The sequence below is a fragment of the Campylobacter sp. BCW_4338 genome, from assembly GCF_001763255.1.
GTDB lineage: Bacteria > Campylobacterota > Campylobacteria > Campylobacterales > Campylobacteraceae > Campylobacter_D > Campylobacter_D jejuni.
The window spans coordinates 69,143-81,843 of sequence record NZ_MJYJ01000034.1 but is presented as its reverse complement, the minus strand read 5'-3'; the positions used below and the strand labels follow the sequence as shown (position 1 = coordinate 81,843).

At 29.1% G+C, this 12,701-nt stretch carries 13 protein-coding genes and 1 pseudogene; 6 read left to right on the top strand and 8 right to left on the bottom strand.

Annotation, left to right across the window (positions count from 1 at the left end; genetic code table 11):
* Window positions 1–5 precede the first annotated feature (5 nt).
* From AJN69_RS03720 to mrdA, 6 genes are read left to right on the top strand one after another with little or no spacing between them, the layout of a single operon-like run.
* The gene (locus tag AJN69_RS03720; protein ID WP_044780548.1) at window positions 6–494 is read left to right on the top strand and encodes an HAD-IIIA family hydrolase; all 489 of its coding nucleotides are present in this window, start codon (window positions 6–8) and stop codon (window positions 492–494) included.
* The gene (locus tag AJN69_RS03715) at window positions 485–1,000 is read left to right on the top strand and encodes a hypothetical protein (RefSeq protein WP_002859585.1); all 516 of its coding nucleotides are present in this window, start codon (window positions 485–487) and stop codon (window positions 998–1,000) included. The genes AJN69_RS03720 and AJN69_RS03715 overlap by 10 nt, the downstream gene beginning before the upstream one ends.
* On the top strand, window positions 982–1,443 hold the full coding sequence (locus tag AJN69_RS03710; RefSeq protein WP_002871339.1) for an LptA/OstA family protein: 462 nt from the start codon (window positions 982–984) through the stop codon (window positions 1,441–1,443). Before AJN69_RS03715 ends, AJN69_RS03710 begins: the two co-directional genes overlap by 19 nt.
* On the top strand, window positions 1,440–2,036 hold the full coding sequence (gene yihA, locus AJN69_RS03705; RefSeq protein ID WP_002867727.1) for a ribosome biogenesis GTP-binding protein YihA/YsxC: 597 nt from the start codon (window positions 1,440–1,442) through the stop codon (window positions 2,034–2,036). The genes AJN69_RS03710 and yihA overlap by 4 nt, the downstream gene beginning before the upstream one ends.
* Window positions 2,033–2,527 (top strand): membrane protein, encoded by a 495-nt coding sequence (locus AJN69_RS03700; protein WP_002852364.1) that lies wholly within the window; start codon window positions 2,033–2,035, stop codon window positions 2,525–2,527. The genes yihA and AJN69_RS03700 overlap by 4 nt, the downstream gene beginning before the upstream one ends.
* Window positions 2,528–4,333 carry a penicillin-binding protein 2 gene (gene mrdA / locus AJN69_RS03695; RefSeq protein WP_002859991.1) on the top strand — a complete coding sequence of 602 codons (1,806 nt, stop codon included), beginning with the start codon at window positions 2,528–2,530 and terminating at the stop codon, window positions 4,331–4,333.
* Between the two features lie 120 nt (window positions 4,334–4,453).
* On the opposite strand, the gene AJN69_RS03690 is transcribed toward mrdA, so the two are convergent.
* From AJN69_RS03690 to rplI, 8 genes and pseudogenes are all read right to left on the bottom strand, one after another.
* Complete coding sequence (locus AJN69_RS03690) at window positions 4,454–6,244, bottom strand: aminopeptidase P family protein (protein WP_070287762.1); 1,791 nt, start codon at window positions 6,242–6,244, stop codon at window positions 4,454–4,456.
* A gap of 15 nt (window positions 6,245–6,259) precedes the next feature.
* A pseudogene (locus tag AJN69_RS10305) lies at window positions 6,260–7,758 on the bottom strand (peptide MFS transporter).
* Between the two features lie 125 nt (window positions 7,759–7,883).
* On the bottom strand, window positions 7,884–8,432 hold the full coding sequence (locus tag AJN69_RS03665; RefSeq protein ID WP_070287767.1) for a hypothetical protein: 549 nt from the start codon (window positions 8,430–8,432) through the stop codon (window positions 7,884–7,886).
* Entirely contained in the window at window positions 8,425–9,531 is a 1,107-nt protein-coding gene (locus AJN69_RS03660; RefSeq protein WP_079264390.1) for a hypothetical protein, read from the bottom strand. Before AJN69_RS03660 ends, AJN69_RS03665 begins: the two co-directional genes overlap by 8 nt.
* On the bottom strand, window positions 9,518–10,393 hold the full coding sequence (gene era / locus AJN69_RS03655) for a GTPase Era (RefSeq protein ID WP_004305501.1): 876 nt from the start codon (window positions 10,391–10,393) through the stop codon (window positions 9,518–9,520). The genes AJN69_RS03660 and era overlap by 14 nt, the downstream gene beginning before the upstream one ends.
* On the bottom strand, window positions 10,390–11,709 hold the full coding sequence (hslU, locus tag AJN69_RS03650) for an ATP-dependent protease ATPase subunit HslU (protein ID WP_004305504.1): 1,320 nt from the start codon (window positions 11,707–11,709) through the stop codon (window positions 10,390–10,392). The genes era and hslU overlap by 4 nt, the downstream gene beginning before the upstream one ends.
* The gene (gene hslV, locus AJN69_RS03645) at window positions 11,706–12,248 is read right to left on the bottom strand and encodes an ATP-dependent protease subunit HslV (protein WP_002776411.1); all 543 of its coding nucleotides are present in this window, start codon (window positions 12,246–12,248) and stop codon (window positions 11,706–11,708) included. Before hslV ends, hslU begins: the two co-directional genes overlap by 4 nt.
* Complete coding sequence (rplI, locus tag AJN69_RS03640; RefSeq protein WP_002781628.1) at window positions 12,248–12,691, bottom strand: 50S ribosomal protein L9; 444 nt, start codon at window positions 12,689–12,691, stop codon at window positions 12,248–12,250. Before rplI ends, hslV begins: the two co-directional genes overlap by 1 nt.
* Window positions 12,692–12,701: the final 10 nt, after the last annotated feature.

Genomic DNA, 12,701 nt, shown 5'->3' with positions numbered 1-12,701 from the left:
AAATTATGACAGAATTGATTTTTTTGGATGTAGATGGCTGTTTAACTGATGGGAAGATTATTTATACTTCTAATGGAGAATTTATTAAAGAATTTGATGTAAAAGATGGAGCGGCTATCGAGGCTTGGCTAAAGCTTGGTAAAAAAATTGCTATTATTACAGGTAGAAATTGTCCTTGTGTTGAAAAAAGAACTAAAGATTTAAAAATAGAAATTTTATATCAAGGCATCAAGGATAAGTTAGCTTGTGCAAAAGAAATTTTACAAAAACTTAATTTAGATTTTTCTCAGTGTGCGGCTATTGGGGATTATTTTAACGATAAGGCTTTGCTTGAAAGTGTAGGACTTAGTTTTAAGCCAAAAGATGGTCATAAAGATTTAAATGTAGACATAGTGCTTAGCAAAAAAGGTGGTAAGGCTGCTGTAGCACAGATGATAGAAATTTTAGTAGAAAAAAATCATCTAGAAGAAGAATGGAATAAGCTTTGGCTATAAAAATTTTTGGAATTTTAATTGCTCTTTTTACAATTACTTTTACGATTTTAAGTTTGCAAGATCCGTATTCTTTGAATTTGCAAACTAATGCTTTAAATTTTAAAAATATTGAGGCTAAAAATTTGAAAGCTTATGAGAGTAATGCTAGTACAATTAAGGCATATTATAAGGCAAATTCTTGGGTGAGATATGCAGATAGAGATGAATTTAATGATTTTATTACTTTAAATTTAGATTTTAATCTTAGTGCGAATCGTTTAGAGTTTTTCAATAAAGATATGAGCAAGGTTTTGTTTGAAGGAAATGTTACTTATATAGGTTCTAATAATGTCAAAATTATTTCTCAAGAGGTAGAATACCAACCTAAGGATAAAATTTTACACACAAATACTAATTTTAAAGCTCTGATCAATGGAAGTATTATTAACGGAAATACTTTAAACTATGATGTAAAAAACAAAATTTTAAATATCCAAGGAGTAAATGCGTGGTTGCAAGACAAATAATTTTATTGTTAGCTTGTGTAAGTGTAACTTGGGCAACTCAAATTGAAGTAAAAGCTTTAAATTTTTACTCAGATGAAAATAAGGGTGAAAGTATTCTTAGTGGAAATGTAGAAGTAATTAGAGGTGATGATATTTTAAATTCTGAAAAATTGATTATTTATACGGATAAAAATCGCAAACCTATTCGTTATGAAGCAATGCAAAATGCTACGTTTAAGATTGTTTTAAAGGGTAAAACTTATAAAGGTAGTGGAGATAAATTTATTTATAATGTTATTAAAGATACTTACGAGATTAATGGTCATGCTTATATAAATGAGCTTGGAAGCAATCAAAAACTTTTTGGTGATAAAATAATAGTCGATAGAAAAGCTAATATTTATCGAGTGGAGAGTAAGGATCAAAAACCTGCTCGTTTTGTGTTTGATCTTAAAGACAAATGATAATTAGTGCTAAATTTATCACTTCTTTAGTGAAATTTGATGAGAATTTGAGCTCAAATTTTAGTGAAGTAGCATTTTTGGGGCGTTCTAATGTCGGAAAAAGTTCTTTAATCAATTCTTTGTGTAAACAAAAAAATTTAGCCAAAAGTTCGGCAACTCCTGGAAAAACTCAGCTTATAAATTTTTTCGAAGTAATTTGCAAAAGAAATGAAGAAAAATTTAATATCAATTTTATCGATTTGCCAGGGTTTGGTTATGCAAAGGTTTCTAAAAATTTAAAAGAAATATGGAATCAAAACTTAGATGAATTTTTAAAATTAAGAACCTCGATAAAGTTATTTATACATTTAATCGACTCAAGACATACTCATTTAGAGATCGATGTAAATTTAAATGACTATTTGAAAAGATTTTTACGACCTGATCAAAAAATTTTAAAAGTTTTTACCAAATGCGATAAATTAAATCAAAGTGAAAAAGCTAAGTTAAAAAATGAATTTAAAGACTCTATTTTAGTTTCAAATTTGAATAAATTTGGCCTTGATTCTTTAGAAGATATTATTATCAATCAAACTTTAGGTCTTGATAAATGAGAAGAAATTTAAGTGCTTATAAAGCAAAATTTAATGGAGCTTATGTCTTTTTAGGATTTTTTTTTCTAATTTATCAGATTCTTGGTTCGACTTTTGTATATACCCCGTTACTTTATGGGATTTTTTTCTGTTATATGTTTTGCTTACTAGAAGAGAGAGAAAGAACTTTTTCAAAGCTTGATTTTAGATGGTATTTTTCTTTATTTTTTTTATTTTTTACTGATATAACTTATAATTTTTTTATTTTTTCATCTTGGTTGGCATTTTTTATTTTTTATTATCTTTGTGCAGATTGGATTAAGACAAATTTAAAAATTGGTAAATTTATCCCTGTTGTTTTTGTGCTTTGTGCTTACGGCATTATTTTGTTTTTGGATATGATATTGTCTTATATTGGAGATGAAAAAATTAAAATTTTAGGATGGGCGTATATTGTTTCAGTTTTTATAGAATGTTGTTTAGCTTATGTGTTTTTTAAAGGTAAAATTTAAATGAGAATGCGTCTAGTTGTTGGATTTATACTATTGTTTTTTATATTTTTATTAAGTCGTGTGTATTATTTGAGTATAAAATCAAATGTATATTATGAAGAGCTTGCTAAACAAAATGCCATAAAAACTGAATTTTTACCACCTGTTAGGGGTCAAATTACAGATAGAAATGGAACTTTATTGGCTATTAATGATTTGGGTTTTAGTATTTCTATTAAACCTTATTTAAGTATTAAAAAGTCAAATAAAGGAATTTTAGATAAAGAATTATCTGAACTTACAAATTTATTTCCTGATTTAAATGCTAGTAAATTAGCAGAAATTTATAAGAGAAATGATTCTTACTATAATCAAGATTTTATTAAAGTTGTAGATTTTATACCCTACGATGAGATTATTCCGCATTATTCAGAGTTAAATCTTAATAAAACAATAAAAATAGATCCTGTTGTAAAAAGAAAATATCCTTTTGGAAAATTGGCTTCGCATATTATTGGGTATGTAGGTAAGGCAAATTTACAAGATGTTCAAGAAAATGAAATAGCAAAACTTTCTAACTATACGGGAAAAAGCGGTATAGAACGCTATTATAATGATATTTTACAAGGAGAAAAAGGAACTAGGGTTTATAAGGTTAATGCCTTAAATCAAGAAGTAGAACAGCTTTCTTACACTCCTGCTATGTCTAATGATATAGAACTTACGATAGATATAGAGCTTCAGTCTTATTTAACTTCATTGTTTGAAGGGAATGCTGGAGCTGCTATAATTATGAATGTAAATGATGGATCTATTTTAGCTGCAGGGAGTTTCCCTGAATATGATCTTAATCCTTTTGTAACAGGGATTTCTTTTAAGGATTGGGATGAGCTTTCAAATAGTCTTGATCATCCTTTTACAAATAAACTTATAAATGGATATTATCCTCCAGGTTCTGTTGTAAAAATGGGAGTAGGGCTTTCTTTTTTAAATTCTAAAAATATTAGCCCGTCGACTCAATATGTTTGCAATGGAAGCATTGAGCTTGGAGGCAGGTTTTTTAGATGTTGGAATCGATCAGGCCATGGACCTGTGGATTTAAAACATGCGATAAAATATAGTTGTGATGTTTATTTTTATAATGGCAGTTTGCAAGTTGGAATCGATCAAATAAGTGAAACTTTATCTCGCATTGGCTTTGGAGCGAAAACAGGAGTAGATTTACCTAGTGAATTTGTAGGAACTTTACCAAGCAAAGAATGGAAGATGCAAAGATATAGACAATCTTGGTTTCAAGGTGATACTTTAAATACAGCTATAGGTCAAGGTAATTTTCTTGCAACACCTATGCAAATTGCTAGATATACGGCTCAAATCGCAAAAGGTGGAGAGGTTATACCTCATTTTTTAAAAAGCATAGAAAATAATAATACAACTATAGAAAATCAAATGGATGAAAATAAAAAAGAAATTTTTACTTTATTTGAAAAGAGTCAATTGCCTTATATAAGAGATGCAATGTATGCCGTTGCCAATGAGCAAGGAGGAACCTCTTATCGTTATTTGCATAATCTTGATGTGAAAGTTGCAGCAAAAACAGGAACTGCTCAGGTTGTGGGATTTTCACAAACAGATAAAAATAGGGTTGATGAAAAACAATTTGAGTATTATACTAGATCTCATGCGTGGCTTACTTCTTATGCTCCTTATTCTAAGCCAAAATATGTAGTTACCGTTCTTTTGGAACATGGTGGGAGAAATATTACTTCAGGGGCAACTGTAGCTAAAATTTATCAAAAAATGATTGAACTTGGATATTTTAAATAATTTTTAGTTGTAAATTGAGTTTTTCAAAAAAAACTTTTTTAGCAATTGGTTTAAAAATCTTGTATTAAACAAATTATAAGTTTAATACAAGGAAAATTTATCTATGTTAACAAAAGTATCTTAAAAGATGGCTTTTGTTCTTTTTTCAAGCCAAATTAGAGCTTTTGGATAATCACCTAGCTTAGGAGAAAGTTTTTCAAATACTTCTTTGTGATAATTGTTTAACCATTCTTTTTCTTTTTCATCTAACATTTTTGTATCAATACAAGATATTTCAAAAGGACAAAGAGTAACAGGTTTAAAGTATAAAAACTCTCCAAAATCTTTATTTTTAGGATTTTCTACTTTAGTATGAATAACTAAATTTTCAAGTCTTATACCCCATTTACCTACTTTATAAATACCTGGCTCTATGGAGGTTAGCATACCTTCTTTGGCTTTTGTTTTTTCAAGCACAGGGGATAGATAAGATAAAACTTGTGGACCTTCATGGACATTTAAAAAATATCCCACGCCATGTCCTGTGCCGTGTATATAGTCAATTTGTTCTTTCCATAAAGGTGCGCGTGTGATTGCATCAAGTAAGGGCATAGCTATATCTTTTGGAAAAATTGCACTGGAAATGGCAATATGTGCTTTTAAAACCAAGGTATAGTCATGAATTTGTTCTGCATTAGCCTTTCCTATTGGTACAACGCGTGTAATATCTGTTGTGCCGTTTTTATATTGTCCACCAGAATCAATAAGTAAAAGCCCATCTTTTTTAAGATAAGCAAAACTCTCTTTTGTGGCTTTATAATGTGGATATGCTGCGTTTTCGTTAAAACCTGCTATAGTGGCAAAACTATCACTTATGTAGTACTTGCTTTGTGCTCTAAATTCGCTTGCTTTAGCATCTATGTCCAATTCGCTTATTAATTCTTTATTTTCTATCGCTTCTTCAAGCCAGGCAAAAAATTTACATAAAGCCACTCCATCTTCTATCATAGCATCTTGTATATGCGCTATTTCTTTTGTATTTTTAGCTGCTTTTAAGTGAGTGCTTGGATTAATTTCTTGGATGATTTTTACGCTTTTGTCTAAAGAATTTATGAGTAAAGCGGTCATTTTTGAAGGTTCAATAAGCAAATTTGTATTTGTAAGTTTTTCAAGCTCCATGATGATTTCATCATAATTTTTAAGCCAAAACCCATCTAAATTTAATTTTTTTTCAAGTTCTGAATTTACTTTTTTCTGATCAACAAAAAGCAAAGCTTTGTCTTCCAAGATTAGCAAATGACTTAAAAATACAGGATTATAATTTACATCATTCCCTCTTAAATTTGTAAGCCAAGCTATATCATCAAGGCTGGAGATTAAATGAGAAGTAGCATTTAAATTTTTCATTTTTTGACGCACTAATGCTAATTTTTCTTTTCTTGAGTAAGAGCAGTATTCTAGTTCGTGTTCATAAATTTTTTCTTGTGGTAAAGTGGGACGATCTTTCCAAAGTGGACTTATTAAATCTATATGTTTTAAATTTGCCTTGCAATTAATCTTTAAATCTTTTTGCAAAGATAAAGGTAAAAGTGCAAAATCGATGCCTAAAATTTGATCTTCGCTTAAATTTTTTTCCAACCATTTGGTAAAAGTATTTTTAGCATCTTGCTTTTGTAAAAGTATGCCACTACCTTCTAATTCCTTTTGTGCTTGAAGCCAATATCTTCCATCTACCCACAAAAAGCCCTCTTCTTGTGTGATAAGAACTGTTCCAACAGAACCCTTAAAGCCACTGATAAAGATTCTGTTTTTGTAATATTCTGGTAAATATTCGCTCAAATGCGGATCTGCACTTAAGATGAGATAGGCGTCAATATTATTTTCTTTCATTAATCTTCTAAGTTCTAATACTCTTTGTTTGTAAATACTCATATTTTCTCCTTAATATTAATTTTTTAGTATTTTATTGATAGGTTTTTTGAGTATAAGTAAAATTATAACAGCACCAAGTAATATCCACATATATTGGTAAAATAAATTTGGTAAATAAGCTATATTTTCTTCACTTGCTTTACCACCTATGAATCCAGCTAAAGCATTGCCTAATGCACTTGCTACAAACCAAAGTCCCATGACTTGATTTTCGATTAAATCAGGGGCAACCTTAGCCATTATAGAGAGTCCAATAGGAGACACGCATATTTCCCCAAGTGTTAAAAAGAATATACTTATGATAATCCAAGCCATGGATATTGGTAAACCATTGTTGTTTATTAGATTTTGTGAAGCAAAGGTCATCATCATAAAACCAATGCCGGCAAATAATATTCCTAAAGTAAATTTTCCAATGGAAGAAAAATATATATTTTTTTCTCTAAAAATATCCAAATATAACTTGCTATAGGAGCAAGTATGATGATAAAAATTGGATTAAAAGATTGAAACCAGTTTGTTGGAATTTTCCAATCAAAAATATTTCTATTTGTAAAATCTTGCGCAAAAAGATTATAAGCAGTAGGTTTTTGTTTAAAAGTACTCCAAAAAAAAGTGGCTGCAAAGAATAAAACAATTAAAATTGTTAATTGCTGTTTTTCTCTTTTATTTAAGGTTTTAAAAACAAAAAGATATATGAAATAAATTACCAAACATAGTAAAATTACAATTAGAAGTTTTTTTGATAGTATTATGGGATTAATATCTGCAAGATTAATAAAAATTAGAAAAAATCCAATAATACTTAACAAGCTTATACTTAGTATAAGAGTTAAATTTTTACTTTTTTTAAATGGTTGTTCCCAGTTTCGCTTTAAAGTGTAATTTTTATGAAATTCTTCAAGCTCAGGGATAGCTTTAAAATATAAAATAAGCAAAGAGATTACCTAAACCTCCTATGCCAAATCCTAAATGATAATTCCATTTTGCTTGAACAAAACCACATATAAGAGGAGCAATGAATGCTCCAATGTTAATTCCTATATAAAAAATCGTATAGCCAGTATCGCATCTTGTATCATTTTGTTTGTATAACATTCCAACTGTTACAGAAGCGCTAGTTTTAAAAAATCCAGTACCAATAACGATAAAAGTAAGCCCTAAGAAAAACATAGGTGTGCTTAAAATAGATAAGGCTATGCTAATATGTCCTAAAGCTATAATAAAAGAACCTAAAAATAAAGCCTTTTTTGCCCTAAATAATTATCAGTAATCCAGCCTCCAGGAAGTGCTGCTAAATACAAGCATCCTGCAATGCCATAAATTGCCAAGGCGTATTCAGTACTTATTCCAAGTCCACCTTTGCTTATGGTTGTTGCCATGAAAAGCACAAGTAAAGATCGTATGCCATAAAAAGCAAATCTTTCCCAAAGTTCCACCATTGATAGAGAGAATAAAGGCTTGGGATGACCTAGGAAATTTGTATCGAGTTTTTGTATTTCTTGCTTAGTCACTTCCCAACACCTTTCTTTTTTATGCTTAAAATATTTTAACTAATAGTAATAGAAAAATAATTAAATTACAATATTTTTAAATATTTTTTTATAATAATATTTAAAAATATAACATTTTAATATTATTATAAATTAATAAATTTAAACATTAAATCAAGCTTTAATTTTAAACCCTGTGTATTGTATAGTTTTATTTTATCAATTTTTAAAGCTATAGGAAGATTTTCTAAATTTTGTATAAAATTGAGCAAGTCTTTAAAGTTGCCATTTAAACTTAGAGAAACATAATTATAGTGAATAAAATTTTTGTTTTCTTGGGAAAATTTTATTTCATTAATGATTAAATTTTTGGATAAATTATTGATTTTTTTATTGAAAAAATCTTTATCATAAGAAAATAAATGTAATTTTTCTTTATAGTATTTTAATTTTTCTTCCTCTGTTTTTATCTGTTTTGTTAGCTTTGTCTCTATTTCTTTAAGATGTGAATTTTCTATTTTTGCTTCATTTAATGCAAGGTAATTATGTTTTACTAATGTTTTTTGAAAAATATCTTCCAAAAAGTGATCGTGAATTTTAAAAGCTAAAAACAAAGCACAAAGGCAGATAAAAGAAATAAAAAGAAATTTTTCCCTAGGATTTAAATTTTGCAAAAATACTTCTATTTTATTCATGTATGACTTCTAATATGATATTAAATGTTTCTTTATTTTTATCAAGAATTTTAAAAGCAGAATTTAGATTTTCTAATGCTCTTTTAAAGTGGTTTTCATCGATAAAAGAAAGAATGATTTTTGTTTGTTCAAATTCAAGATTTGTGATTTTAAGTTCATTGGAGTTAAGCCATGATATGATTTGATTTAGAATGATTGCTTTATTTTTATCTAAATTGATTTCTTTTGTTATGATGGATAAAATATGAAATTGTTGTTGTGTAGATGATATTTTATTGGAAAGAGTAAAGTTTAAATCTTGTATGTTTGTTAATAATTTTTGCTTATCTTGTTTTAGTTTAGAAATTTCTTCTTGTATGATAAAATTTTTATTTTGAATTTCCTTATTTTGTTTGTACTCTATAAAATCTTTAAATAATAAAATCATCATACTAAGACTAAAGCTAAAAATAAATATTAATATAATTTTAAAAGAAATAGATATTTTTATTTTATTATACTTGATAAAATTACAATTTTGATCTAGATTTTTTATGCTATATGAACTTAATTTCAATAAACTATTTTTATCAAGAATATCATTTAGATTTAAACATTTTATTTGAGACGAGAAGTAATGTTTGATTGTATCCAAATCCTGATAAAGTAGCAATTTGCTTTCATAGTGTTTTAAAAGTTCTATAAATCGATTTTGTTTAAAAAATAAATCCATATTACTTGGGTTGAAATTTTCGATTTTTTTAAGATTGATAAATTTTCCTTCTTGGTAAAAATATAAATATAAAGTTTGATCATATAAATTTAAAACACAATAATCACTTTCCTCAATAAATCTTTCATCAAATAAAGCTTGAAAAATTAAAGGCTCAGGAAAGCAAAAACGACTTTTTTTCAATTTGTAAACAGGTGCTAAAAAACAATGATAAATTTCATTATGTTTAAAAAAAGCTATTTGGTAGTCAAAGGGTTTGCTTAGCTTAAAATCTGCGGTTAAATTGTTAAAAAGTTCGTCTTCTTTGAATATTCCTGTTCTTTGAGTATAAAGCAAATCTGTAGATTTTATAAAATTTATTTTATTTAATGAATTAATTTTCATCATTTAAAAGTTTTTTTAAAAATTCTTCATCTTTTTGCCAGTTTTTTTTCACTGTTACGAAAAGCTTTAAAAGTACCTTTTTTTGTGCAAGTTTTGAAATTTTAAAGCGTGCATCTTTGCCTATTCTTTTTAAAGTTGCCCCTTCTTTTCCTATAAGCATACCCTTGTGAGAGTTTGTATCGGTGATGATATTGGCTTCTAGGATTAAAAGATTAGGTGTGTCTTTAGTGCGATGGATAAGCACTTCGCTACTATAAGGAAGCTCATCGCTTAAATTTTCATAAATACTTTCAAGTATGAAATCTCTATAAAGTTCTTTTTCGCTACTCGCACTTAAAAATTCAGGATCATAAAAATATTCATGTTCGTCAAGATATTTTACTATCTCATCTAACAAGCCTTTTTTATAGCTTTTTTTCTTAGAAGAATAAGGAATGATAGCCTTAAAATGTTGGCTAAATTTTGCATATTCGCCAAGTTTTTTTAAAAGCGTAGCATTGTCGGTTAAATCTACTTTATTTAAAACGATGATATGTGGTACTTGTGGGTTTAGACTAAGAAAATTTTCATAGTCTTTTGTACTATCAAAAATACTCGCCACAAATAAAATCACATCACAATCCCCCATGGATTTAATAGCACTTTGGACAAGCAGTTGATTAAGCCTAGCACCGCTTTCGTGAAGTCCTGGGGTATCGATGAAAATGATTTGATTTTTTTCATGTATCACTATGGCTTTGATTTTACGTCTTGTGGCGTTTTGTTTGTGAGAAACTAGGGCAATTTTTTCTTCTAATAAGGAATTGATTAAAGTACTTTTTCCTGCATTAGTGCGCCCTATGATGCTAACAAAGCCACTTTTCACAAAATATACCTTGCAAGATCTTTATTTTCTATGATATCTCCGAGTTTTTCTTCTACCATTTTTTTATCCACTACGAATTTTTTACCCGCATACTCATCAGCTTCAAAGCTTAGATCTTCAAGTAATTTTTCTATCACAGTATGTAAGCGTCTAGCACCTATATCTTGCATTTCTTCATTAGCTCTTGAAGCTATTTTTGCTATTTCTTTAATGGCTTCATCATTAAATTCAAGTTCTAATTTTTCAGTTTTTAAAAGCTGAGAGTATTGTTTTAAAAGTGAATTTTTAGGACGTGTTAAAATTTCATAAAGAGCTTTATCATCAAGACTATCTAATTCCACTCTTAAAGGAAAGCGTCCTTGAAGTTCAGGGATAAGATCGCTTGGTTTGCTAAGATGAAAAGCCCCTGCGGCGATAAAAAGAATATGATCGGTTTTTAAAGTACCTATTTTTGTTTGTACATTTGATCCCTCTACTATAGGAAGTAAGTCTCTTTGCACCCCTTCTTTACTTGGATCTTGGCGGTTTGAATTTCCGCTTGAAACAGCGATTTTATCGATTTCATCAATAAAAATAATCCCTTCATTTTCCGCTCTTTTTAAGGCTTCGCTTTTGATACTTTCTTGATCTAGGATTTTTTCTCCTGCTTCGTTTTTTAAAGCATTTTTAGCGTCTTTGATTTTCATTTCTTTTTTGACTTTTTTACTGCCAACGCCTATAACCTTAACTATATCTTGCATTGCACCCATTTCAGGAGGTAGGTTAGGATTGGTATCGAACATATTTTGTGAAATTTCTATCTCTATGGTGCTTTCATCAAGATCGCCATTTCTTAGTTTAGTTCTCATTTTTTCAAGACTGTTTTTATATTCTTCTTGTTTTTCATCGCTGATACCCTTTGGTAAAGGTGGTAAAAGTTTTTCTAAAATTTTATTTTCTATAAATTCATCGATTTTATCTTTGTTTTTTTCTCTTTGCTCATTTTTTACCAAATTTAAAGCTGCATTGGCAAGATCTCTTACCATGCTTTCCACATCACGACCTACAAAACCCACTTCAGTATATTTGCTCGCTTCGATTTTGATGAAAGGAAAGCCCATCATTTTAGCTAAACGCCTAGCGATTTCTGTTTTTCCTACACCTGTAGAACCTATCATCAAGATATTTTTAGGTACGATATCATCTTGTAATTCAGGGCTAAGTTGCATTCTGCGGTAGCGATTTCTTAAAGCTATAGCTATGATTTTTTTAGCTTTTTTTTGTCCTATAACATAATCATCTAAAAATTTAACAATTTCTTTTGGAGTTAGATTCATTTCTCATCCTCGATTACATAAGTTTTGATATTGGTATTGGTGTAAATGCAAATTTCACCTGCGATTTGAAGGCTTGATTTTACAAGTTCTTCTTCATCTAAATTTGCATGTTTTGCTAAGGCTCTAGCAGCTGAAAGTGCATAGTTTCCACCACTTCCTATGGCTGCGATTTGCCCATCTTCAGGTTCGACCACATCGCCTGTACCAGAAAGTAGAAAAATGTGATTTCTATCAAGTACAAGCATCATGGCTTCAAGTTTTCTTAGGTATTTATCTTTTCTCCATTCTTTAGAAAAGTCAATCGCTGCTTTTAAAAGATCGCCTTTAGAACTTTGAAGGAGATTTTCAAACATATCAAAAAGATTAAAAGCATCAGCTGTCGATCCTGCAAAACCTGCTAAAACTTTTCCATTATTAAGTTTTCTAATCTTTACAGCATTGCCTTTTAGTACCGTGTTTCCAAAGCTTACTTGTCCATCTCCGCCGATTACGGATTTATTTTTACCTTTGTAAGCTAAAATCGTTGTTGCGTGAAACATTATTCTGCCTTTATGTTTATGTTAAATTTAGCATGGATTGCGTGTCCAAGTTTTACGCTTACCTCGTGAATTCCTAAGCTTTTTAAGGTGTCGCATTCTAAACTTTTTTTATCGATTTCTATATGGCTTTGTTCTTTTAGGGCGTGAGCGATTTCATCTTTGGTTACACCACCAAACAAACTTCCATTTGCACCTACGGGTTTTGAAATTTCAAGAGTGATTTTGCTAAGTTCTTCTTTGAGTTTTTCTAAATTTGCGATTTCAAAGCGTAAATTTTCAGCCTCTTTTTTCTTATCGCTTTCGTATTTTCTTAAAACTTCATTAGTAGCTGCTTTAGCAAAGCCTTTAGCGATTAAGAAATTTTGTCCGTAGCCGTCTTTTACTTCTTTTATTTCTCCTGCTTTTCCAAGTGCTTTTACATCTTTGATTAATAATACTTTCATTTTATTCCTT

Bases quoted from the DNA above. Each gene is read 5' to 3' on its own strand.
- AJN69_RS03720 (WP_044780548.1), top strand. From the start codon at position 6: ATGACAGAATTGATTTTTTTGGATGTAGATGGCTGTTTAACTGATGGG.
- yihA (WP_002867727.1), top strand. From the start codon at position 1,440: ATGATAATTAGTGCTAAATTTATCACTTCTTTAGTGAAATTTGATGAG.
- AJN69_RS03700 (WP_002852364.1), top strand. From the start codon at position 2,033: ATGAGAAGAAATTTAAGTGCTTATAAAGCAAAATTTAATGGAGCTTAT.
- mrdA (WP_002859991.1), top strand. From the start codon at position 2,528: ATGAGAATGCGTCTAGTTGTTGGATTTATACTATTGTTTTTTATATTT.
- AJN69_RS03690 (WP_070287762.1), bottom strand. From the start codon at position 6,244: ATGAGTATTTACAAACAAAGAGTATTAGAACTTAGAAGATTAATGAAA.
- AJN69_RS03665 (WP_070287767.1), bottom strand. From the start codon at position 8,432: ATGAATAAAATAGAAGTATTTTTGCAAAATTTAAATCCTAGGGAAAAA.
- AJN69_RS03660 (WP_079264390.1), bottom strand. From the start codon at position 9,531: ATGATGAAAATTAATTCATTAAATAAAATAAATTTTATAAAATCTACA.
- hslU (WP_004305504.1), bottom strand. From the start codon at position 11,709: ATGAATCTAACTCCAAAAGAAATTGTTAAATTTTTAGATGATTATGTT.
- hslV (WP_002776411.1), bottom strand. From the start codon at position 12,248: ATGTTTCACGCAACAACGATTTTAGCTTACAAAGGTAAAAATAAATCC.
- rplI (WP_002781628.1), bottom strand. From the start codon at position 12,691: ATGAAAGTATTATTAATCAAAGATGTAAAAGCACTTGGAAAAGCAGGA.